21 protein-coding genes are annotated in these 22,979 nt (G+C 67.9%); all 21 read left to right on the top strand.

What is annotated here, in order from left to right; translation table 11 throughout:
• The first annotated feature begins 470 nt into the window (after positions 1 to 470).
• On the top strand, positions 471 to 878 hold the full coding sequence (locus NHF53_RS05655; protein WP_252833441.1) for a phage major tail protein, TP901-1 family: 408 nt from the start codon (positions 471 to 473) through the stop codon (positions 876 to 878).
• A gap of 11 nt (positions 879 to 889) precedes the next feature.
• The gene (locus tag NHF53_RS05660) at positions 890 to 1,246 is read left to right on the top strand and encodes a gene transfer agent family protein (protein WP_374591163.1); all 357 of its coding nucleotides are present in this window, start codon (positions 890 to 892) and stop codon (positions 1,244 to 1,246) included.
• On the top strand, positions 1,243 to 1,473 hold the full coding sequence (locus tag NHF53_RS05665) for a rcc01693 family protein (protein ID WP_256481267.1): 231 nt from the start codon (positions 1,243 to 1,245) through the stop codon (positions 1,471 to 1,473). The genes NHF53_RS05660 and NHF53_RS05665 overlap by 4 nt, the downstream gene beginning before the upstream one ends.
• Positions 1,473 to 2,048 carry a phage tail tape measure protein gene (locus tag NHF53_RS05670; protein ID WP_252833444.1) on the top strand — a complete coding sequence of 192 codons (576 nt, stop codon included), beginning with the start codon at positions 1,473 to 1,475 and terminating at the stop codon, positions 2,046 to 2,048. Before NHF53_RS05665 ends, NHF53_RS05670 begins: the two co-directional genes overlap by 1 nt.
• A gap of 34 nt (positions 2,049 to 2,082) precedes the next feature.
• Positions 2,083 to 2,715 carry a DUF2460 domain-containing protein gene (locus tag NHF53_RS05675; protein WP_252833445.1) on the top strand — a complete coding sequence of 211 codons (633 nt, stop codon included), beginning with the start codon at positions 2,083 to 2,085 and terminating at the stop codon, positions 2,713 to 2,715.
• Positions 2,712 to 3,590: a DUF2163 domain-containing protein gene (locus NHF53_RS05680; RefSeq protein WP_252833446.1), complete on the top strand. Its 879-nt coding sequence runs from the start codon at positions 2,712 to 2,714 to the stop codon at positions 3,588 to 3,590. Before NHF53_RS05675 ends, NHF53_RS05680 begins: the two co-directional genes overlap by 4 nt.
• A gap of 21 nt (positions 3,591 to 3,611) precedes the next feature.
• A complete protein-coding gene (locus NHF53_RS05685) occupies positions 3,612 to 4,046 on the top strand; it encodes an NlpC/P60 family protein (protein WP_252833447.1) in 435 nt (144 codons plus the stop codon).
• A 3-nt stretch (positions 4,047 to 4,049) separates the two neighbouring features.
• A complete protein-coding gene (locus NHF53_RS05690; RefSeq protein ID WP_252833448.1) occupies positions 4,050 to 7,874 on the top strand; it encodes a glycoside hydrolase TIM-barrel-like domain-containing protein in 3,825 nt (1,274 codons plus the stop codon).
• A 29-nt stretch (positions 7,875 to 7,903) separates the two neighbouring features.
• The gene (locus NHF53_RS05695) at positions 7,904 to 8,122 is read left to right on the top strand and encodes a hypothetical protein (protein WP_254007826.1); all 219 of its coding nucleotides are present in this window, start codon (positions 7,904 to 7,906) and stop codon (positions 8,120 to 8,122) included.
• A gap of 92 nt (positions 8,123 to 8,214) precedes the next feature.
• Complete coding sequence (locus NHF53_RS05700) at positions 8,215 to 8,523, top strand: hypothetical protein (RefSeq protein WP_114365008.1); 309 nt, start codon at positions 8,215 to 8,217, stop codon at positions 8,521 to 8,523.
• Between the two features lie 78 nt (positions 8,524 to 8,601).
• Entirely contained in the window at positions 8,602 to 9,273 is a 672-nt protein-coding gene (locus tag NHF53_RS05705) for a response regulator transcription factor (RefSeq protein ID WP_112691040.1), read from the top strand.
• Complete coding sequence (locus NHF53_RS05710; RefSeq protein WP_252833449.1) at positions 9,263 to 10,660, top strand: sensor histidine kinase; 1,398 nt, start codon at positions 9,263 to 9,265, stop codon at positions 10,658 to 10,660. The genes NHF53_RS05705 and NHF53_RS05710 overlap by 11 nt, the downstream gene beginning before the upstream one ends.
• A gap of 104 nt (positions 10,661 to 10,764) precedes the next feature.
• Positions 10,765 to 11,163: a hypothetical protein gene (locus NHF53_RS05715; RefSeq protein ID WP_114365006.1), complete on the top strand. Its 399-nt coding sequence runs from the start codon at positions 10,765 to 10,767 to the stop codon at positions 11,161 to 11,163.
• A 118-nt stretch (positions 11,164 to 11,281) separates the two neighbouring features.
• Positions 11,282 to 12,409: a c-type cytochrome biogenesis protein CcmI gene (gene ccmI, locus NHF53_RS05720; protein ID WP_252833450.1), complete on the top strand. Its 1,128-nt coding sequence runs from the start codon at positions 11,282 to 11,284 to the stop codon at positions 12,407 to 12,409.
• Positions 12,406 to 12,858: a cytochrome c maturation protein CcmE gene (gene ccmE / locus NHF53_RS05725; RefSeq protein WP_252833451.1), complete on the top strand. Its 453-nt coding sequence runs from the start codon at positions 12,406 to 12,408 to the stop codon at positions 12,856 to 12,858. The genes ccmI and ccmE overlap by 4 nt, the downstream gene beginning before the upstream one ends.
• On the top strand, positions 12,855 to 14,843 hold the full coding sequence (locus tag NHF53_RS05730; RefSeq protein ID WP_252833452.1) for a heme lyase CcmF/NrfE family subunit: 1,989 nt from the start codon (positions 12,855 to 12,857) through the stop codon (positions 14,841 to 14,843). The genes ccmE and NHF53_RS05730 overlap by 4 nt, the downstream gene beginning before the upstream one ends.
• Before the next feature lie 254 nt (positions 14,844 to 15,097).
• The gene (locus NHF53_RS05735) at positions 15,098 to 15,541 is read left to right on the top strand and encodes a cytochrome c-type biogenesis protein (RefSeq protein WP_245415675.1); all 444 of its coding nucleotides are present in this window, start codon (positions 15,098 to 15,100) and stop codon (positions 15,539 to 15,541) included.
• 247 nt (positions 15,542 to 15,788) lie between these two features.
• Positions 15,789 to 17,360 carry a Do family serine endopeptidase gene (locus NHF53_RS05740; RefSeq protein ID WP_252833453.1) on the top strand — a complete coding sequence of 524 codons (1,572 nt, stop codon included), beginning with the start codon at positions 15,789 to 15,791 and terminating at the stop codon, positions 17,358 to 17,360.
• A gap of 86 nt (positions 17,361 to 17,446) precedes the next feature.
• Positions 17,447 to 18,205: a response regulator transcription factor gene (locus NHF53_RS05745; protein ID WP_114365001.1), complete on the top strand. Its 759-nt coding sequence runs from the start codon at positions 17,447 to 17,449 to the stop codon at positions 18,203 to 18,205.
• A 7-nt stretch (positions 18,206 to 18,212) separates the two neighbouring features.
• Positions 18,213 to 19,619, top strand: a complete 1,407-nt coding sequence (locus NHF53_RS05750) for a HAMP domain-containing sensor histidine kinase (protein ID WP_252833454.1) — start codon at positions 18,213 to 18,215, stop codon at positions 19,617 to 19,619.
• A gap of 97 nt (positions 19,620 to 19,716) precedes the next feature.
• Positions 19,717 to 22,674: a bifunctional [glutamine synthetase] adenylyltransferase/[glutamine synthetase]-adenylyl-L-tyrosine phosphorylase gene (locus NHF53_RS05755; RefSeq protein WP_252833455.1), complete on the top strand. Its 2,958-nt coding sequence runs from the start codon at positions 19,717 to 19,719 to the stop codon at positions 22,672 to 22,674.
• Positions 22,675 to 22,979 lie beyond the last annotated feature (305 nt).

A 22,979-nucleotide genomic window follows, 5' to 3' on the forward strand; every position in this document is an offset into this window, starting at 1 on the left:
TCGTCACTGCAATCGATTCACCGGATCGAGTGCTCGGCTACGCCGACCGCTCCTCACCCCCCACAAGGGGGAGATCGGGTGGACATGCATCGCCTCCGTCATGCCGGACCTGATCCGGCATCCAGCCGGCGAGCGTCGGCGAGCCGAAAGAGTGCATGTCCGCTGAAATCGAAAGAGTCTTCCCGCGCGATGGACATCGCGCGACTGGATGCCGGGTCGAGCCCGGCATGACGGCGGACGAGGTTCTTTCTCCCCCTTGGTGGGGGAGAATGGAATTTCAACATCTTAGCTGAAAGCTAAGTGTTAGAAATTCCAAGTGAGGGGGGCGGTCGCCTCATATCCCCCTCACCTGCGATTTCTGGCACTTAGCTGACGCTAAGATGCCGAAATCGCTTCCTCTCCCACCGGGGGAGAGGGGGCAACCCGCGGCGCGCCCCCGCGACAATCCAACAACCGAAAGGAACGAGGCCATGGTGGCACAGAAGGGCAAGGACCTGCTGCTGAAGGTCCATGACGGCGGCGGGTATGCGACGGTGGCGGGGTTGCGGTCGAAGACGCTCGCCTTCAACGCCGAGACCGTCGACGTGACGGATGCCGAGAGCGCCGGGCGCTGGCGCGAGCTGCTCGGCGGTGCGGGCGTGCAGAGGGCGTCGCTGTCGGGCAGCGGGCTCTTCAAGGACCAGTCGTCCGACGCGCTGGTGCGCGCGGCCTTCTTCGACGGGACGATCCTCGCCTGGCAGGTGGTGATCCCCGATTTCGGGACGGTTTCCGGACCCTTCCAGATCACCGCGCTCGAATATGCCGGCGCCCATGACGGGGAGCTGACCTTCGATCTCGCGCTCGAATCGGCGGGGCAACTCGCCTTCGGGGCGCTCTGATGGGGGCTTCGATGGGTGGGGGCGTGACGGTCCGGCGGGCGAACCGCCACCGCGGCGAGGTCGAGGCGATGATCGACGGCGAAAGGCGCATTCTTTGCCTGACGCTCGGCGCGCTCGCCGAACTGGAGACGGCCTTCAGGGCCGAGAGCCTCGCGGGCCTCGCCGGGCGGTTTTCCGAGGGGACACTGAAGGCGGAGGACCTGATCCGGATCATCGGCGCGGGGCTTCGCGGCGGCGGTAACCGCTTCTCCGACGAGGAGGTGGCCGAGATGGCGATCGACGGCGGTGTGAGCGCGACCGCGGCGCTCGTCCGCGACCTGCTGACGGCGACCTTCCTCGACGAGGAGGGAAAGCGCCCGGAGCGCTGAGAGCCGCAGGCGAGGGGACGGAAACGGCGACGACCACCGCCTTTCCCTGGCGGGCGGCGATGCATGCCGGCCTCGGCCTCCTGCGGCTCGATCCAGATGAGTTCTGGAAGCTCTCGCCCCGCGAGTTCGCGGCGATGACCGGCGCCTTCGCTCCGGCCGTACCCCGGCTCGCACGGGCCGGGCTGGAGGCGCTGATGCGTCGTTTTCCCGATGAGGAGATCAGGTGATGAACGAGGACGAGACGGTGACCTTCGGGCTTTCGCTCGATGCGTCGGCGGCGATCGGCGTGCTGGACGAGCTGGAGCGGCGCTCGCAGGGCTTCGGCGCAGCGCTGACCGGGGCGCTGAAGAGCGCGACGCTCGGCGGCAAGGGGCTCGAGGACACGCTCAAGGCCGTCGGCGAACGGCTGGCGGGGGTCGCGCTTTCGGCCGGGCTGAAGCCGCTCGACACGCTCGTGTCGTCGCTGACGGCGGGGCTTGCAAACGGGCTCGGCTCGCTCTTCGCCTTTGCCGACGGCGGCGTGCCGGGGCGGGTGACGCCGTTTGCCGCGGGCGGGGTGGTGTCGGCGCCGACCTATTTTCCGATGAGCGGCGACCTCGGCCTGATGGGCGAGGCGGGCACGGAGGCGGTGCTGCCGCTGAAGCGCGGTGCCGACGGCACGCTCGGTGTTTCGGGCGGCGGCGGCACGACGCAGATCGTCTTCAACGTGACGGCGAGCGACGCCGAGAGTTTTCGCAAGAGCGAGGGACAGGTGACCGCCATGCTGGCGCGCAGCGTTGCGCGCGGCCGGCGGAACCTCTGACACCAAGTCTCGATGATATAACGGGGAGGAGAGGATGGCCGGCGGATTTCACGAGGTGCGCTTCCCGATGCGGCTTTCGCTCTCGACGAGCGGCGGGCCGGAGCGGCGCGTCGACATCACCAGCCTTTCGAACGGGCGCGAGGCGCGGAACGCCCGCTGGCGCAATTCGCGACGGCGCTACGACGCCGGCTCCGGCATCCGTTCGGTGGGCGACCTCTACGACGTGCTCGCCTTCTTCGAGGCACGCAGCGGCGCGCTCTACGGCTTCCGCTTCCGCGACCCGCTCGACCACCGCTCCGGCCCGCCGGGTGCGGCGATCACCGCCTTCGACCAGGAGATCGGCACGGGTGACGGCGAGACGCGGACGTTCGCCCTTCGGAAGACCTACGGTGATGCCGGCGGGGAATGGCGGCGGCGGATCGAAAAGCCGGTCGCCGGCACCGTTCTCGTCGGGATCGGCGGGGCGCAAGCGGAGGCGGGCGTCGCCTGCGATGCGGCGACCGGGATCGTGACTTTCGAGACCGCGCCCGCTGCCGGTGTGCGGGTGACGGCCGGCTTCGAATTCGACGTGCCGGTGCGCTTCGACATCGACCGGATCGAGGTCAACCTCGAGGCTTTCAATGCCGGGCGCATTCCGGCGATCCCGCTGGTCGAGGTGCTGCCATGAGAGAGATTTCGCCGGCCCTTGCCGCGCATCTTGCAGGCGAGGCGACGACGCTCTGCCATTGCTGGCGGGTGACGCGTCGCGACGGCGTGGTGCTCGGCTTCACCGACCATGACGAGGCGCTCGACTTCGGCGGCACGCGATACCGCGCGGCGAGCGGATTTGAGGCGAGCGAGATGCGCGAGGAAAAGGGGCTGGCGGCACCCGCGAGCGAGGTGACCGGCGGCTTTTCGAGCGAGGCGGTGACGGAGGCGGATCTTGCCGCCGGGCGCTATGACGGCGCGCGGGTCGAGGTCTTCAGGGTGAACTGGCAGGCGCCGGAAGGAGCGCTGCTCCTGAAAGTGCAGGAGATCGGCGAGGTCACCCGGGCGGCGGGCGCGTTTACCGCGGAACTCAGAAGCTTCGCCCACCGGCTCTCGCAGGAGACGGGGCGGATCTACAACCGCCGCTGCGACGCGACCCTCGGCGACCGGCGCTGCGGCGTCGACCTTTCGGCACCCGGCCGGCGGGCGGACGCGGTGGTGACGGCGGTGCCCGCGCGCGACCGGCTGCTGGTGAGCGGGCTCGAAGCCTTCGCCGACGGGCATTTCCGGCTCGGAAGCCTGACGCTTGCCGACGGGACGACGGCGCTCGTCGAGGAGAGCCGGGCGGCGGCGGGCGGCACGGCGCTGTCGCTCTGGCTGCCGCTCGAGACGCTGCCCGCGGCGGGAGAGGCGGTGGCGGTTTCGGTCGGCTGCGACAAGGCCTTTTCCACCTGTCGAGAAAAGTTCGCCAACGCGCTGAACTTTCAGGGATTCCCGCATATGCCCGGCAGCGACTTCGCCTATTCCTACGTGAGCGGCGAGAGCCTGCACGACGGTGGGCCGCTGTTCGAATAGCCGGTTCGAAGGAGAGGCCCCATGTCTTCGATCACCGACGCGGCGCTCGCCTGCGCCGAGGGCTGGATCGGCACGCCCTACCGGCATCAGGCATCGCTCCGCGGCGTCGGTTGCGACTGCCTCGGGCTGGTGCGCGGGGTCTGGCGCGAACTCTACGGCGACGAGCCGGAGGTGCCGCCGCCCTATGCGCCGGACTGGGCGGAGCGGAGTGGCGAGGACCGGCTGATGGCGGCGGCCGAACGGAATTTCCTGAGCGTGATGCATCTGGGCAGCGCGGTGCCGGGCGACCTCGTGCTCTTCCGCTTCCGGCCGCAGTTTTCGGCAAAGCATGCCGGGATTCTTGGCGCCGGGGGCCGGTTCATCCACGCTTACGAGCAGGCGGGCGTGGTGCGCTCGCCGCTTGCGCCTGCGTGGGCACGGCGGATCGCCGGCATCTATCGTTTTCCGGAAAGGTGAGGCATGGCCACACTTCTGTTCCAGGCGGCGGGTGCCGCCGTCGGCGGCATCTTCGGGCCGCTCGGGGCGGTTCTCGGGCGGGCGGCCGGGGCGCTCGCCGGCAATGCGCTCGACCGGGCGCTGCTTTCGGGGACGAGCACCGTCAGCGGCGCGCGGCTTTCGACCGCAAGGCTTCCCGGCGCGAGCGAGGGCACGGCGATCCCGCGCGTCTACGGCACGACGCGGATCGGCGGCACGCTGATCTGGGCGACGCGCTTCGAAGAGGAGGCGGTGACCGAGCGGACCGGCGGCAAGGCCGGCGGCACGCGGGTGAAGACCTATCGCTATTTTGCCAATATCGCGGTCGGGCTCTGCGAGGGGCCGGTCGCCGGTGTCCGGCGGGTCTGGGCGGACGGGCAGGAACTCGACCTTGGCGAGGTCGAGATGCGCGTCCATGTGGGAAGCATGACCCAGCTTCCCGATCCGCTGATCGAGGCGAAGCAAGGCGAGGGCAGGGCGCCAGCCTATCGCGGGCTCGCCTATGTCGTCTTCGAGCGGCTGCCGCTCGACGATTTCGGCAACCGCATCCCGCTGCTGCAGTTCGAGGTGATGCGGCCGGTCGGCACGCTGGAGAGGCAGATTCGCGCGGTGAACGTGATCCCCGGCGCGACCGAGCACGGCTATGCGGGGGTGGCGGTCCGCGAGACGACCGGCGAGGGCAGCGCCCGCATCCTCAACCGCAACACGCTGACGGCGGAGACCGACTGGCAGGCCTCGATCGACGAATTGCAGGCGCTCTGTCCCAATCTCGAAAGCGTGGCGCTGGTCGTCACCTGGTTCGGCACGGACCTCCGGGCAGGGGAATGCCGGGTGGTGCCGGGCGTGGAAGTCGCCGCGCGAAGCGGCGAGAGCCGGCCCTGGCGGGTCGCGGGTATCGGTCGCAGCGCGGCGCATGTCGTCTCGCTGCACGACGGCGGCCCGGCCTATGGCGGCACGCCGAGCGACGACAGCGTCGTCGAGGCGATCCGCGACCTTGCGGCGCGCGGGCTGAAGGTGACGCTTTATCCGCTGATGATGATGGACATTCCGGCCGGCAACGGCCTGCCCGATCCCCATGGCGGGGCGGAGCAGGCGGCCTATCCCTGGCGCGGACGGATCACCTGTCTCCCGGCCACCGACCGGAAGGCGGCGAGGACGGCGGTCGAGGCCTTCTGCGGCGCGGCGACCGCGGCCGATTTCACCGTCTCCGGGGATAGTGTCACCTGGCACGGCGCCGACGAGGGCTATCGCCGCATGGTGCTGCACTGTGCGCTGCTCGCGAAGGCGGCGGGCGGCGTCGACTCCTTCCTGATCGGCTCGGAACTGAAGGGGCTGACGACGGTCCGCGACGAGAGCGATGCCTTTCCCTTCGTCGAGGCGCTCGCGGCCCTTGCCGGCGACGTGCGCGCGATCCTCGGCCCGGCGACGAAGATCACCTACGGCGCCGACTGGAGCGAATATTCAGGCTACCATCCGGCGGACGGTTCCGGCGATCATTTCTTCCATCTCGACCCGCTCTGGGCCTCGCCCGAAATCGACGCCGTCGGGATCGACAATTACATGCCGCTCTCCGACTGGCGGGACGAGGACCTCGTAGCGCAAAACCCCGACGGCTTTCGGCTGGCGGCGGATGCGGCGGCGATGGCCCGCCAGATCGCCGGCGGCGAGGGCTATGACTGGTATTATGCAAGTGCGGCGGACCGGGCGGCGCGCCGCCGCACGCCGATCACCGACGGGGCCGCGGCAAAGCCCTGGGTGTTCCGGGTGAAGGACATCGAGGGCTGGTGGTCGAACCGGCATTTCGACCGGGTGGCGGGGGTGGAGAAGCCGGTGCCGACCGCCTGGACGCCGGCGGCAAAGCCGGTGTGGTTCACCGAACTCGGCTGCCCGGCGATCGACCGCGGCGCCAACCAGCCGAACGTCTTCGGCGATCCGAAATCCGCCGAGGGCGGGTTGCCCTATCATTCCCGCGGACTGCGCGCCGACGCTATGCAGCGGCGGTTCCTCTCCGCCCATTACGACCACTGGGGAGACACCGCGGCGCCGGCCGGAATGGTCGATCCGGCCCGCATCTATCTCTGGGCCTGGGACGCGCGGCCCTATCCGGCCTTTCCGGGCAATCTGTCCCTCTGGTCGGACGGCGGCAACTGGCGGACCGGGCATTGGCTGAACGGCCGGCTGGGGGCAGGGACGCTTGCCGACGTGATCGGGGCGATCTGCGAGGACCACGGCTTTGCCGACTACGACGTCTCGGCGGTGACCGGCGATCTCGATGGCTATGTGCAGGCGGACGTCGCGTCTGCCCGCAGCCTGATCGAGCCGCTCACCGAAGCCTTCCGCATCGACGTGATCGAGGACGGCGGGGTGCTGCGCTTCCGCTCGCGCGACGAGGCGAGCCTGCCGGCGGTGCGCGTGGACGTGCTTGCCGATCTCGATGACGAGCCGCTCTGGCGCGAACGCCGCGGCCATGACAGCGACTTCGCCGGCGAGGCGATCCTGACCTTCTACGATGCGGCCGCCGATTATGCGGAAGCGAGCGCCCGCTCGCGACGCGCGCCGGCGGCGACCAGCCGGGTGCTGTCGCTCGACCTTTCCGCCGCGCTTTCCGAGGAGACCGCACTTGCCGCTGCGGAGGCGACGCTGCGCCAGCACCGCGCCGAACGTCGGTCGCTGGAAACGGCGCTCGGCCCGAACGCGCTCGCCTTCATGCCGGGGGATGTGCTGGCCGTTGCGGACGGGCCCGAAGGCCGCTTCGTGATTTCCGAATGCGAGGACGGGGCGGCCCGGCGCCTGACGCTGAGCGAACTCGCCGTCGGTGGATTGTCCGTGCCGGTCGCCGCGGGTTCGGGCCGCGACGTTCCCAATCCCGCATCCGACGGTTTCGCGCCCGCCGTCGAATTCCTCGACCTGCCGCGCTACGCGGGGGGACACGACGAGGATTTCGCCCGCGTCGCCGCCTTCGGGCGGCCGTGGCGGCGCATCGCGATCTCGTCCTCCGTCGAGAACGAGGGCTACGCCCTTCGGGTGGTGCTCGACCGTCCGGCGACGCTCGGCCGGCTTGCCGAACCGCTGGAGGCCGGTGTTGCCGGCCGCTTCGACGGGGCGCGCGCGATCACCCTCGACCTTACCTACGGCAGCTTCGCCTCGGCCTCGACGCTCGCGGTGCTGAACGGCGCCAACCGGCTCGCCGTCCGCTCAGCGTCCGGCGCGTGGGAAGTGATCGGCTTTGCCGGGGCGGAAGAGATCGCCGCCGGCCGCTGGCGACTGACGCGCCTCTTGCGCGGGCTCGGCGGCAGCGAGGATGCGATGGCCGCAGGCGCGCCGGCGGGCGCGCGGGTGGTGGCGCTCGACGCGGCGGTGCCGCCGGTCTGGCTTGCCTCCGACGAGGCGGGGCGACCGCTCAACTATATCGCGGAGGCGGTCGGCATGGCCGCGGCGCCGGCCGGTCCGTTTTCCTTTGCCGGCGGACGCAGGGCGCTGACGCCGCTCGCGCCGGTGCATCTCGCCGGCCGCAGGCTTGTGGGCGGGGGTATCGAGATCACCTGGGTCCGCCGCGGGCGGATCGATGCCGACGACTGGGAGGCGGCGGAAATCCCGCTCGACGAGGCGGAGGAGCGCTACCGGCTGGAGATCCTCGCCGGCGGCGCGGTGAAGCGCACGGTCGAGACGGTGGCGCCGGGCCACACCTACACGGCCGCGGACGAGATCGCCGATTTCGGCGGCCCGGTCGAAAGTCTCGCGGTCAGGGTGCGCCAGCTCGGCCGGCGCGTGGTCGACGGGATTGCCGCCGAGACAGTCCTTTCGCTTTGAACGACACCATCGAAGAAGGAGAGAAGACGATGTCCGAGATTATCGAATACAAACCGTGGTATCAGTCGAAGACCGTGTGGGGCGCGCTGATCGCGATCGGCGCCTCGGTGCTGCGTGTCAAGGGCGTGGATGTCGGCCTTGCCGAACAGGGCGAGCTCGCCGACGCGATCGTCTCGCTGGTCGGCTCCTTCGGCGGGCTGCTGGCGATCTACGGCCGGCTTTCGGCGAAGAAGGTGATTGGCGGGTGATAAACGGAAGTTGTCGGCCGCATTCATTTGCCATTCAGATGCCATCGGGTAGATACTTCACAACAACGAGTATCTTTCGGAAGTAGTAGTCCATGGCATCATTCCTGATCATAGCGAGCCTGGCCTCCGGCATTGCGGCGACATCCGCCCCGGCGGCGGCGGTCGCGACCGCCCCGGCGCCGGTGGTTCTCGCCCAGGCGCAGGGCAACGGCAACGACGGCAACAACGGCAGCAGCCGTGGTGGCGCCGACTGCTATGGCGCAGCGGCCCAGGCTGCGGCGGAACTCGGCGGGCAGGTGCTGTCGGTGCGCAGTTCCGGCGGTACATGCGTGGTGACGGTGCTGATCCCGGGAAGTGGCAACGAGCGCCCGCGCAAGGTCACCATGCGGGTTTCACAGTAAGGCGCACGAGGCAGGCGACGGCGTGAGCCGGGCGCGGGGGACGCGGCCGGCCGGACAAGACGGAGAGGGACTGGCAGTATGCGCATTCTGGTCGTCGAGGACGACGTTAATCTCAATCGGCAGCTCGTCGAAGCGCTGGAAGAGGCGGGCTACGTGGTCGACAAGGCGTTCGACGGCGAGGAGGGGCATTTCCTCGGCGACACGGAGCCCTATGACGCGGTGATCCTCGACATCGGCCTGCCGGAAATGGACGGCCTGACCGTGCTCGAAAAGTGGCGTGCCGCCGGTCGGGTGATGCCCGTGCTGATCCTGACGGCCCGCGACCGCTGGAGCGACAAGGTGGCCGGTATCGACGCCGGCGCCGACGACTACGTCGCCAAACCCTTCCACGTGGAAGAGGTGCTCGCGCGCATCCGCGCGCTGATCCGCCGCGCGGCGGGCCATGCCTCTTCCGAGATCGTCTGCGGCCCGGTCCGCCTCGACACCAAGGCGTCGAAGGCGAGTGTGTCGGGCACGCAGCTGAAGCTCACCTCCCACGAATACCGGCTGCTTTCCTACCTCATGCACCACATGGGCGAGGTCGTATCGCGCTCGGAGCTCGTCGAGCACCTCTACGATCAGGATTTCGATCGCGATTCCAACACCATCGAGGTTTTCGTCGGGCGCCTGCGCAAGAAGATCGGCCTCGACCTGATCGAGACGGTGCGCGGTCTCGGCTACCGGATGCAAGCGCCCAAAGATGCGCACTAGATCGCTGACAGTCAGGGTGCTGCTGCTGGCCACGGCGTGGTCGGCGGTCGCACTCGTGACCATGGCGGTGGTGATCTCGGCGCTCTACCGGCAGGGCACGGAGCGCGGCTTCAACAACCTGCTGCGCGCCCAGCTCTACAACGTCATCAATTCCGTCTCGATCGGCGACGGCGACAGCCTCGCCGGCAGTCCCGAACTCGGCGACCTGCGCTTCTCGCAGCCGAAGACCGGCTGGTACTGGCTTGTCGAGCCGCTCGGCAACTTCAGCACCGCTCCGCTCGCCTCCACCTCGCTCGGCCTCACCGACCTGCCGGTGCCGGACATCAATACCGTCCCCTTCGACGACCATTACGAGCGCTTCTATCCGATGACCGACCCCTACGGAAACCATCTGAGGGTCGCCGAGACGGAGGTCGTGCTCGACGCCAACGGTCGCGCGGCGCGCTTTCGCGTTTCGGGTAACCTTGACGTCGTCGAGGAGGATGTCCGCTTCTTCACCACGAGACTTTATACCGGGCTTGCCCTGATCGGCCTCGGGGGCCTGATCGTCAACGGCCTTGCCATTCTCTACGGGCTGAAGCCGCTGGAACGCGCCCGCCGGGCGCTGGAGCGGATCCGTGCCGGCGAGGCGGAGCGCATCGAGGGCGTCTTCCCCCGCGAAATCCAGCCGCTCGCAAACGAGATCAACGCGCTGATCGACAGCAACCGGCGCATCGTCGAGCGCGCGCGCATGCAGGTCGGCAATCTCGCCCATTCGCTGAAGACGCCGATTGCCGTGCTGCTCAACGAGGCGCGGGCGCTGCCGAAATCGCAGGCGAGCGTCGTCACCACCCAGGCCGAGGCGATGCAGAGCCAGGTTTCCTCCTACCTGAACCGCGCCCGCATCGCCGCCCAGCGCGAATCGGTGCTGGCACGCACCGAGCTTGAGCCGACGCTGGAACGGCTGATCCGCGTGATGCGGCGGCTGAACCCCGAGACGCGGTTCGAACTGAAGCTTGCGCCTGGGCTGGTGCTCGCCATGGAGCAGCAGGACGTCGAGGAGACGGTCGGCAACCTCCTTGAAAACGCCGCCCGCTTCGCCGCCACCGGCGTCGTCGTCAACGCCGGTCCGGCCGAGGGCCACGAACCGGGCGAGGGCGTGACGCGCCGCGACTGGGTCGAGGTGACGGTGGAGGACGACGGGCCGGGGCTGGAACCCGGCGAGATCGTCGAGGCGCTGAAGCGCGGCCGCCGGCTCGACGAGAGCAAGCCGGGCACCGGGCTCGGGCTTTCGATCGTCAACGAGATATCCTCCGAATATCAGGGGGCGTTCGGGCTTTCGCGCGGTGCGCGTGGCGGATTGCGGGCGCGATTGGTGCTGCCGGCCGTCACGAGAGACATTGCGTGAGGCAAATTTCCGTGAAAAAAGAAGGCTGTCACAATGATGCCACGTGTCTGCCGCAGCTAAGAAGGAGCATATCGAGAGTGGTCGAAAGAGGTCGGGCAGGGGACATGGGAAATACGCGCTTTCGTATCGCGGTGACGGCGACGCTTGCGGTGTTCGCGCTGTCGTCCTGCGTAACCACGAGCGGCAAGAGCTCCGCATCCGCCCTCTATATCTCCGCGCTGCAGGGCGGCATCGTCGCCCGCTCGGGCGTCGAACTTTCGGACAGCCAGACGCAGCGTGCCCTCGAGGCCGAATACCGCGCACTGGAGGCCGCTCCCGGCGGCCAGCCGGTGGCCTGGAACGGTAACGATATCTCCGGCCAGGTGGTTGCCGCCGCACCCTATCAGGTCGGACAGCAGAACTGTCGCCAGTACACCCACAAGCTGAGGGTGAAGGGCAGCGAGACGGAAGTGCGTGGCGCGGCTTGCCGCAACCCGAACGGCACCTGGACGCCCTTGACATAAGTCAAGGCTAGGGCACCTCCGATCCCGTAGAGCATTCCTTGCGGCGAAACGCCTCAAAAACGCGTCATCGACCGTTTGCCGGTTGGAATGTCTCCCGGCATACATTAATTGGGTTCTCATGTTGTTCTGGATCGCCACTGCCTTGCTGACGGCCGTCACGGCCGTCGTCCTTCTCGGGCCGCTCTTTCGCGGCCGTACCGTCCTTGTCGAGGACGCGGTCGGGGAGGCTGCCGTCTACCGCGACCAGCTGCGCGAGCTCGAACGCGACAAGAAGCTCGGGCTGATCGGCGGCGCGGAAGCGGATTACGCCCGTGCCGAGATTGGCCGGCGCCTCCTTGCCGTCTCCGCCGAGGCGAAGGGCACGAAGGAACCGAAATCCGGCAGGCACCTCTTGGCGCAGGCGTTCATTGTCGTCTCGCTTCCCGCGATCGGCCTCGGGCTCTACATGCTGACCGGCAGCCCCGGCATGCCCTCCGAGCCGCTCGCCGCACGGCTCGAAAACCCCGGCAACAATCTCGAACTGCTGGTCGCCAAGGTGGAACGGCACCTCGCCCAGAACCCCGACGACGGCGCCGGCTGGGACGTGCTCGCACCGATCTATTTCAAGATGTCGCGCTACGGCGATGCCGAGCTCGCCTATCGGAATGCGATCCGCCTGCTCGGGCAGAGCCCGGAGCGGATGATCGGGCTGGGCGAAACAATGACGGCGGAAAGTGACGGTATCGTCACCGCAGATGCCCGCTCGGCCTTCGAGCAGGCGGTGAAACTCGGCAGCGCCAATCCGCGCGCCTCCTTCTACATCGCCCTGTCGCTCGAACAGGAAGGCAAGCGCGAGGAGGCCCGCGCGGCCTTCGAGGCGCTCGCCAAGGCCTCGCCGGCCGACGCACCCTGGCTGCCGCTCGTCAACGAACACATCGCGGCAAACACCGGCGAAGCGAAGCCGGAAGCGCCCGGCAACCCGACGGCGGCCGATGTCGCCGCCGCCCAGGGCATGTCGACGGGCGACCGCATGGAGATGATCCGCGGCATGGTCGCCGGGCTCGACGCCAAGCTCAAGGAAAACCCGAACAATTTCGAAGGCTGGATGCGTCTCGTCCGGTCCTACGCGATGCTGAAGGAGCCGGAAAACGCCGTCGCGGCGCTGAAATCCGGGCTCGCGGCCTTCCCGGCGGAGGGGCAGGAAGGCCAGCAACTGATCGCGATGGCCCGCGAGCTCGGCCTGCCGGTGGAGGAAGCACTGAAATGACCCGCAAACAGAAGAGACTGGCCGTGATTGCCGGCGGCGTGAGCTTCATCGTCGCCGCCGTGCTGCTGGTGATGTTCGCCTTCAGCCAGTCGGTCGCCTACTTCTACGTGCCGGGCGATCTCGCCACCGTCAAGGTGCCGCCGGGAACGCGCATCCGGCTCGGCGGCCTCGTGGAGGCGGGCTCGGTCAAGCGCGGCGAGGGATCGACCGTGACCTTCACCATCACCGACACGATCGGCACCGTGCCCGTGACCTATACCGGCATTCTGCCCGACCTCTTCCGCGAGGGGCAGGGCGTGGTCGCAGAAGGTGCCTTCGTCGCCGGCGATCCGGTTTTTGCCGCCGACACCGTGCTCGCCAAGCACGACGAGACCTACATGCCGAAGGACGTCGCCGATCGCCTGAAGGCCCAGGGCGTCGAACTGAGTGGTAAGGAGACGGTGAAATGATCATCGAACTCGGACACTACGCGCTGGTGCTGACGCTTGCGACGGCGATCGTCGTCTCCGTGCTGCCGGTAATCGGCGCACGGCGCGGCGATACCGCGCTGATGGGCGTCGCCACGACGGGCACGCTTGCGATGTTCGGGCTCGTCTCGCTCTCGTTCGGCGCGCTGAGCTACGCCTACATGGTCTCCGACTTCTCCGTGCAGAACGTCTGGCAGAACTCGCACTCGCTGCTTCCCGACGTCTACCGCTTCGCGGCCGTCTGGGGGAACCACGAGGGCTCGATGATGCTGTGGCTCCTGATCCTCACATTCTTCAGCGCCATGGTCGCCTTCTTCGGCGCCAACCTGCCGCAGCGGCTCAAAGCGAACGTGCTCGCCGTGCAGGCCTGGATCGCCACCGCCTTCGCGCTCTTCATCCTGCTCACCTCCAATCCGTTCATCCGGCTCTCGCCGGCGCCGGCGGAGGGCAAGGACCTCAATCCGGTGCTGCAGGACGTCGGCCTCGCCATCCATCCGCCGCTCCTCTATCTCGGCTATGTCGGCTTCTCCGTCTGCTTCTCCTTCGCGATCGCGGCCCTCATCGACGGGCGCATCGACGCCGCCTGGGCACGCTGGGTGCGGCCCTGGACGCTCGCCGCCTGGACCTTCCTGACCGCCGGCATCGCCATGGGCTCGTACTGGGCCTATTACGAGCTCGGCTGGGGCGGCTGGTGGTTCTGGGACCCGGTCGAGAATGCCTCCTTCATGCCCTGGCTCGCCGGCACGGCGCTGCTACATTCCGCGCTGGTCATGGAAAAGCGCGAGGCGCTGAAGATCTGGACGGTGCTGCTTGCGATCCTCGCCTTCTCGCTGTCGCTGCTCGGCACCTTCCTTGTGCGCTCCGGCGTGCTGACTTCAGTGCATGCCTTTGCGACCGACCCGAGCCGCGGCATCTTCATCCTCGGCATCCTGACGCTCTTCATCGGCGGGGCGTTCACGCTCTTTGCCTTCCGGGCGCCCGCGCTGAAATCGGGCGGGCTCTTTGCGCCGATCTCGCGGGAAGGGGCGCTCGTCCTCAACAACCTGATCCTGACCGTGTCCGCCGCGACCGTGCTCGTCGGTACGCTCTATCCGTTGCTCCTCGAGACGCTGACCGGCGACAAGATCTCGGTCGGGCCGCCGTTCTTCAACCTGACCTTCGGGCTCCTGATGGCGCCGCTCCTCGTCGCGCTGCCCTTCGGGCCGATGCTCGCCTGGAAACGCGGCGACCTGCTCGGCGCCTTCCAGCGGCTCTATGTTGCGGCCGGCCTCGCGCTCGTCGCGGCCGTCATCCTCTTCTACGTCCAGCACGGCGGTCCGGTGCTCGCCGTCTTCGGGCTTGCCGCCGGTTTCTTCATCGTCTTCGGCGCGCTCGCCGACCTCTGGTACCGCGCCGGCTTCAACAAGGTCTCGGCGTCGGTGGCCTTCCAGCGGCTCGCCGGCCTGCCGCGCTCGGCCTTCGGCACGGCGCTCGCCCATCTCGGCTTCGGCGTGACGGTGCTCGGCATCGTCGCGGTGACGACCTTCGAGACGGAGACGGTCACCGAGATGAAGCCCGGCATGACGGTCGAGGCGGGCGGCTATACCGTCACCTTCGACCGGATGATGGCGGCAAAGGGCCCGAACTTCACCGAAGACCGGGCGCATTTCACGCTCGGCAAGGGCGGCGTCGCCATGGGCGAGGTGTGGTCTTCGAAGCGCCTCTACACGGCGCGGCGCATGCCCACCACCGAGGCCGGCATCCGCAGCTTCGGCACAAGCCAGCTCTACGTCTCGCTCGGCGACCCGATGGCCGAAGGCGGGATCGTCGTGCGCGTCTGGTGGAAACCCTTCATCCTCTGCATCTGGATCGGCGGGCTCATCATGATGGCCGGCGGCTTCGTCTCGCTTTCCGACCGGCGGCTGCGCGTCGGCGCCCCGACCCGGCGGACAAGGCCGGCCAAGGTGGCGCTGGAGGCGGCGGAATGAGGGATCAGCCTGTTGTGAGGTTCACCCCCCTCTGCCCTGCCGGCGTTCGTCGCTGCAATCGATTCACTGGATCGATTGCCCGGCTCCGCCGGCCGCTCCTCAACCCCCACAAGGGGGGAGATCGGCCAGACGGCGCCGTCACGTCCTTTTCTGCGAACGCCGAGGCTGGAGCCCCGGCGATCTCCCCCCTTGTGGGGGAGATGTCACGAAGTGACAGAGGGGGGTATCCCGTCAACACGCTCCGACGCTTGCTGATGGCCGTCATCCTGGCACTGTCGGTGTTCGCGCCGCTGCCCGCCTTCGCCGTCAATCCGGACGAGGTGCTGGCCGATCCGGCGCTGGAACAGCGGGCGCGCAATCTTTCGGCGCAGCTGCGCTGCCTCGTCTGCCAGAACCAGTCGATCGACGATTCGAACGCCGATCTCGCCCGCGACCTGAGGCTCATCGTGCGCCAGCGCATCGTCGACGGCGACAGCGACGAGCAAGTCATCGACTACGTGGTGTCGCGCTACGGCGAGTTCGTGCTCCTGAAGCCGCGCGTTTCGGCCAAGACCTACGTGCTGTGGGGCGCGCCCGCCGTGCTGCTGGTGATCGGCGCGTTTGCGGCGCTCGTCTATGCGCGCGGCCGCCATCGTCCCGCACCGGAAAGGCTTTCGCCCGAGGAAGAGGCGCGGCTGAAGGCGCTGATCGAGGATTGAGCCGCAGCACCTCCGCATCAGCCGGAGCAGGGCGTCGTATCATCTTGTTTTGACGGTATTTCCCGGCTTTTGCGCGTTCCCGTCCGTGAGAGCGGCGGATCGGCCGTTGCGTGGTCCGGCGGCCGATCGCTCCGGTCCTTCCCGAAGATTACCAAGATTTCATCTGCCGTACAGTTCGCAGTAACGTGGGCCGTCCTATATCTCTCCTCATCCACCGCTTCACGCCGGCTTCCCGGCCAACAGTCAGATGAAAAGAGAAAAGGTAGGTCACATGTTCAACAGCAATGGACGCTCCAAGCTCAAGACGATGCTCCGCAACTCGACGGCGGCAGGTCTTGCCGCGGTGATCGTTGCGGGCTCCGTGCCGGCGATGATCGTTCCGGCCTATGCCGAGGCCGTCCGCGTCGAAGCCCCGCAGGTGCCGAGCTTCGCCGATGTCGTTTCGGCCGTTTCCCCGGCCGTCGTTTCGGTCCGCGTTCAGTCGAACGTCCAGACGGCGCAGGACGAAAGCAACTTCCAGTTCGGCTTCGGCGGTCGCGGTTTCGAAGATCTCCCGGACGACCACCCGCTGAAGCGCTTCTTCAAGGAATTCGGCATGCCCGGCCCGGACGCCCGTCCGGACAAGAAGCCGAACCGCCCCCCGCGCGGTGAAGGCCGCCTTCGTCCGACCTCGCAGGGCTCCGGCTTCTTCATTTCCGACGACGGTTACATCGTCACCAACAACCATGTCGTCGAGGACGGCGCTGCCTACACGGTCGTCATGAACGACGGCACCGAGCTCGACGCAAAGCTCGTCGGCACCGACCGGCGCACCGACCTCGCCGTTCTGAAGGTCGAGAACCCGAAGCAGAAGTTCACCTACGTGCAGTTCGCGGCTGACGAGAACATGCGCGTCGGCGACTGGGTCGTCGCCGTCGGCAACCCCTTCGGCCTCGGCGGCACGGTGACGGCCGGCATCATCTCGGCCCGCGGCCGCGACATCGGCTCCGGCCCCTATGACGACTACATCCAGATCGACGCGGCGGTGAACCGCGGCAATTCCGGTGGTCCGGACTTCAACCTGAACGGCGAAGTGGTGGGCATCAACACCGCGATCTTCTCGCCGTCGGGCGGCAATGTCGGCATTGCGTTCGCAATTCCGGCCTCCGTCGCCAAGGGCGTCGTCGACGAACTCATCAAGTCGGGCACCGTCGAACGCGGCTGGCTCGGCGTGCAGATCCAGCCGGTGACGAAGGACATCGCCGACTCGCTCGGCCTCTCGGAAGCAAGCGGCGCGCTCGTCGTCGCCCCGCAGGCCGGTTCTCCGGGCGAAAAGGCGGGCATCAAGCAGGGTGATGTGGTGACGGCCGTCAATGGCGAGCCGGTCAAGGACCCGCGCGACCTCGCCCGGCGCATTGCCGCCTTCGCGCCCGGAACCACCGTCGATGTCTCGATCTGGCGCGAAGGCAAGTCGATGGCGATGAAGGTCGAACTCGGCGAACTGCCGAAGGACCAGCAGGCCTCGGCCGGCGAAACGACGCCGGACAAGGCCGCACCCTCGACCGAACAGGCGCTCGCCAACATGGGCATCAGCGTCAAGCCGGCCGAAGACGGCAAGGGCCTGACCATCGTTGACGTCGATCCGGATTCGGATGCCGCCGACAAGGGCCTGCAGGCCGGCGAGAAGATCGTCTCGGTCAACAACCAGGCCGTCTCCACCGCCGACGAGGTCATGAAGGTGATCGAGCAGGCGAAGAAGGACGGCCGCACCAAGGCGCTGTTCCAGGTCGAATCGCAGAACGGCAGCCGCTTCGTCGCCCTGCCGATCGACCAGGGCTGATCCGGCAGACGACCGACATCAAGGGCGTCGCGCGGGACCAGCTTCGGGCCGCGCGGCGCCCTTTCCGTTCAGGCAAGGAGGCCCGCATGAATTCCCCACAGCAGACAGCGCCGGGCACCGGCGAAACCGGTTGTGCGGAGGCCGCGGCCGGCGCTAATGTCCCGCGCATGAAAATACTGGTGATCGAAGACGACCTCGAGGCCGCGGCCTACATGGTCAAGGGCTTTCGCGAGGCGGGTATCGTCGCGGACCACGCGAGCGACGGCGAGAGCGGCCTCTTCATGGCGAGCGAGAACGGCTACGACGTGCTCATCGTCGACCGGATGCTGCCGCGCCGCGACGGCCTGTCGGTGATCAGCGAGCTGAGGAAGCGCGGCGTCGACACGCCGGTGCTGATCCTCTCCGCGCTCGGGCAGGTGGACGACCGCGTGACGGGGCTTCGCGCCGGCGGTGACGACTACCTTCCGAAACCCTACGCCTTCAGCGAGCTTCTCGCCCGCGTCGAAGTGCTCGGCCGCCGCAAGGGCAAGCCGGAGCAGGACATGGTCTACCGCGTCGGCGACCTCGAACTCGACCGGCTCTCCCACGAGGTCCGCCGGGGTGGCAGGGAACTCCTGCTGCAGCCGCGGGAATACCGCCTGCTCGAGTACCTGATGAAGAATGCAGGCCAGGTGGTGACGCGCACCATGCTGCTCGAAAACGTCTGGGACTATCACTTCGACCCGCAGACCAACGTCATCGACGTGCATGTGTCGCGGCTGCGCTCGAAGATCGAGAAGGATTTCGACAAGCCGCTGCTGAAGACGGTGCGCGGCGCCGGCTACATGATCAAGGACGAAGGGTAACCCGTCCATGTCCCGCATCGGTGTGCTCTTCAAGTCGACGGCAGTCCGGCTCTCCGCCCTCTATATCGTGCTCTTTGCGCTCTGTGCGGCCTTCCTCGTCTTCTACGTGACGGCGCTTTCCGAGCGGCTGCTCAACCAGCAGACCCGCGACAGCCTGCAGCAGGAAGTGACCGACATCGAGCGCGCCTACAGCAGCGGCGGCATGAACCAGATGCTGAAGATCATGGAGCAGCGGGCCCGCCAGCCGGGCGCCAACCTCTATGTGATCGCCGGGCCGAACGGCGAGATCCTCGCCGGCAATGTCGGCTCGCTGCAGCCGGGCATATTCGACAAGGAGGGCTGGACCGACTTCCCCTTCGTCTACGAGCGCTATTCCGATACCGGCGACGGCAAAAAACACATCGCCACCGCCCATGTCTTCATTCTCGACAACGGGCTGCGCGTGCTGATCGGCCGCGACCTCGGCGAGCCTGCGAAGTTCCGCCTTCTCGTCCGCAAGGCGCTGATGGTGGCGCTGGCAATCATGGGCTTCGGGGCGCTGATCATCTGGTTCGCGATCGGCCGCAACGCGCTGAAGCGGATCGACCGGATGTCGGCGGCGAGCACCAAGATCATGGCGGGCGACCTTTCCCAGCGCCTGCCGGTCGGCGGTTCGGGCGACGAATTCGACCGCCTGTCACAATCGCTGAACGACATGCTTGGGCGGATCGAGCGGCTGAACGAGGGGTTGCGGCAGGTTTCCGACAATATCGCGCACGATCTGAAGACGCCGCTGACGCGGCTGCGCAACAAGGCGGCGGATGCGCTGGCCGAGGACGACGACGGGGCAAGGCGGGCCGCGCTCGAAGGCATCATCTCCGAATCCGACCAGCTGATCCGCACCTTCAACGCGCTCCTGATGATCAGCCGTGTCGAGGCGGGTTCGATCGCCGCCGAGCTTTCCGACGTCGACCTGTCGGCGATCGCCGCCGATGCCGCCGAACTCTACGAGCCGGTGGCCGAGGAGGCGGGGCAGAAACTTGCGAGCGAGATTGCGCCGGGGCTTTCGGTGCGCGGCAACCGCGAGCTGATCGGTCAGGCGATCTCGAACCTCGTCGACAATGCCATCAAGTATGGAACCGAGAGCGACGGCGACGGCACGATCACGCTCACGGTGGCGAAAGCCGGCGGCGAGCTGTGCCTCTCGGTCTCCGACCACGGGCCGGGCGTTCCCGCCGAAAAGCGTGCCGATGTCGTCAAGCGCTTCATGCGGCTCGACGAAAGCCGTTCGAAGCCCGGCACCGGGCTGGGCTTGTCCCTGGTCGAGGCGATCATGGCGCTGCATGGCGGGCGGCTCGAACTCTCCGATACCGCGCCGGGCAGGGAACAGCCCGGCCTGACGGCGACGATGGTCTTTCCCGGACAGAAGATCTGAAGCGAGGGATGTGATTCCCTTTGCCCCTCCGCTCCTCTAATCTGCGCCGGCAAAGGCGAGAATCGCGGATACCGCCGCGGTCGAGGGAGGAGGCCCCATGGCCGATCAGACGAACACCTGGCTCCGCGCGGTCGCGCCGGACGTCATCCGCCCGCTCAACCAGACGGAACTCAAGGCGGCTGTTGCGGCGCTGAAGGAGATCGGCCGGCAGGAGCCGGCGATTGCCGCACTGATGGCGGAGGAGACGCCGCTCAAGTCCTTCGTGACGGCGGCAATCAGCCTCTCGCCCTATCTGCGCGAGACCGCTTCGCTCAAGCCGGCGCTACTCGCAAGCGCGGTGACCGAGCCGCTGGAGCCGCTCCTCGAAGGGCTGGTGGCACGCGCCCGCGATGCCTGGAAAGCCGACGGCGACGGAGCCGTGCCGACCGAGGCCGAGGTGATGTCGCGGCTGCGGATCGCCAAGCGCAGGCTCTCCTTCCTGGTGGCGCTCGCCGATCTCTCCCGCCTCTTCGACGGCCGGCAGACGACGGGCTGGCTGACGGCCATGGCGGAGGCGGCGGTCGCGGCCGCCGTCGACCACCTGCTGCTTGCGGGCGAGGACGCCGGCAAGCTGAAGCTTCCCGACCGCTCGGCGCCGTCGGCCGGCAGCGGCCTCATCGTGCTCGGCATGGGCAAGCTCGGCGCCCGCGAGCTCAACTATTCCTCCGACATCGACCTCGTCGTCTTCTTCGAGCCGCTCGCCGGCATCCTCGTCTCGCCCGAGGATGGGACCGAGACCCTTGGGCGGATGATGCGCCGGCTGGTGCGGATCATGCAGGAGCGCACCGCAGACGGCTATGTCTTCCGCACCGACCTCAGGCTGCGGCCCGACCCCGGCTCGACCCCGCTTGCCGTGCCGGTCGAGGCGGCGATCCTCTATTACGAGGGACGCGGGCAGAACTGGGAGCGGGCCGCCTTCATCAAGGCGCGGCCGGTCGGCGGTGATCTCGAGGCGGGGGAGGGTTTCCTGCGCGAGCTGGTGCCCTTCGTCTACCGGAAATATCTCGATTATGCGGCGATCGCCGACATCCACTCGATCAAGCGGCAGATCCACGCCCACAAGGGGTTCGGGGCGATCGCGGTCAAGGGCCACAACGTCAAGCTCGGCCGCGGCGGCATCCGCGAGATCGAATTCTTCGCCCAGACCCAGCAGCTGATCGCCGGCGGCCGCATGCCGCAGCTGCGCGTGAGGGCGACCGAGGAGGCGCTGCAGGCGCTGACCGACGCCAGCTGGATCGACGACACGACGCGGAGCGAACTCACCGAATGCTACTGGTTCCTGCGCGACATCGAGCACCGGATCCAGATGGTCTACGACGAGCAGACGCATGTGCTGCCGCAGACGGAGGCGGAGCTGAGGCGCATCGCGCTGATGGCCGGGTTTGCCGACACGGCGAGCTTTTCTTCGCGGCTGGAAAGCGTGCTGAAGACGGTGGAGCGGCGCTATGCCAAGCTCTTCGAGCACGAAGGAGAGTTGTCCGGCGCCCACGGCAACCTCGTCTTCACCGGCCAGCGCGACGATCCGGACACGCTGAAGACGCTTGTCGCGCTCGGCTTCGAGCGGCCGGAAGACATCTCGCGCGTCATCCGCACCTGGCATTACGGCCGCTACCGTGCGACACAGTCCGTCGAGGCGCGCGAGCGGCTGACCGAGCTGATGCCGGAGCTATTGAAGACCTTCGGCGAGAGCCGCCGCGCCGACGAGGCGCTGCTGCGCTTCGACAACTTCCTTTCCGGGCTTCCGGCGGGCATCCAGCTCTTCTCGCTGCTCGGCAAGAACCCGGCGCTGCTCGAACTCATCGTCAACATCATGTCCTCGGCGCCGCGGCTCGCCGACATCATCGCCTCCAGGCCACACGTCTTCGACGGCATGCTCGACCCGTCGCTGATGGTGCAGCTGCCGACCCGCGACTATCTTTCCGACCGTCTCGAAAGCTTCCTCGCCGGTGCACGACACTACGAGGACCTGCTCGACCGGCTGCGCATCTTCGCCGCCGAGCACCGCTTCCTGATCGGCATCCGGCTGCTGACGGGAACGATCGGCGGCATGCAGGCGGGGCGCGCCTTCACCGATCTCGCGGCCCTCATCCTCGAGGCCGCGCTCGCCGCCGTGCTGCGCGAGATCGAGGCCCATCACGGCCGCTTCCCCGGCGGCAGGGTGGCGATTGCCGGCATGGGCAAGCTCGGCAGCTTCGAGCTGACGGCGGGCTCCGACATCGATCTCATCCTGCTCTATGACTACGACGACGAGGCGGGCGAATCCGACGGGCCGAAGCCGCTCGATCCGGTGCGCTACTTCACCCGGCTCACGCAGCGGCTGATTTCGGCGCTGTCCGCGCCGACGGCGGAAGGCGTGCTCTACGAGGTCGACATGCGGCTTCGCCCCTCCGGCAACAAGGGGCCGGTGGCGACGAGGCTGCGCTCCTTCGAGAAGTACCAGAAGGAGGAGGCCTGGACCTGGGAGCACATGGCGCTCACCCGTGCACGGCTGATCTGCGGCGACGCCGAGCTGATCGCCGACGCCGAGCGGATCATAGCCGAGGTGCTGGAACGGCCGCGCGAGGAGGCGAAAACCGCCCGCGACGTCGCCGAGATGCGCAAGCTGATCGACGAGGAGAAGCCGCCGCGCGACATCTGGGACCTGAAGCTCATTCCCGGCGGGCTGATCGATATCGAGTTCATCGCGCAATACCTGACGCTCGTCGCACCCGGCCGCGGCATCGCGGTGAAGGTGAACGGCCTCACCACGGAGGAGGCGCTGAAGGCGGCGGGCGGCGCGCTGATGGACGTCAACGACCTTGATCTCTGCCTCGAGGCGATCAGGCTCTACAGCGAGATCTCGCAGGTGACGCGGCTCTGCATCGACGGGCCGTTCAAGCCCGACGCGGTGCCGGCGGGGCTGATCGACCTCGTCTGCCGCGCCGGCGATTGCCCCGACATCAAGACGCTGGAAGCGGAGATCAAGCGGCTTTCCAGGGCGGTGCGGAAGGTGTTCCAAGTGGTTGTGAAGGGGTGAGGGGAGTTTTGGCAGGCCAACTGCGTATCGGCATTTCCTGTCGAGCGGCGTCCGTCGGCTCGACGATCACTACAGGTCTGGCTCGTCTCGTCCGCGACTGCGGACCATCGAATGAGACACGGCGAAGGTGAAGGCGAGTATAAGACCGCCGAGCATGGCCAAAAGAATCAGCAAGCAGGTGAAAGCCGTCGCTGCGATTTCCAAGTACTCCATATCCGAAATCCTTTGAAAAGGGCTAGGCCACGTCGCCCGCAAGGCGGGAAGGTCGGGTCGAACGGTCCCGCCCCCCCCGGTATCGCCCGCCT

Origin of the sequence: Ciceribacter sp. RN22 (assembly GCF_024054295.1) — a bacterium.
In the GTDB taxonomy this organism is placed as follows: domain Bacteria; phylum Pseudomonadota; class Alphaproteobacteria; order Rhizobiales; family Rhizobiaceae; genus Allorhizobium; species Allorhizobium lividum.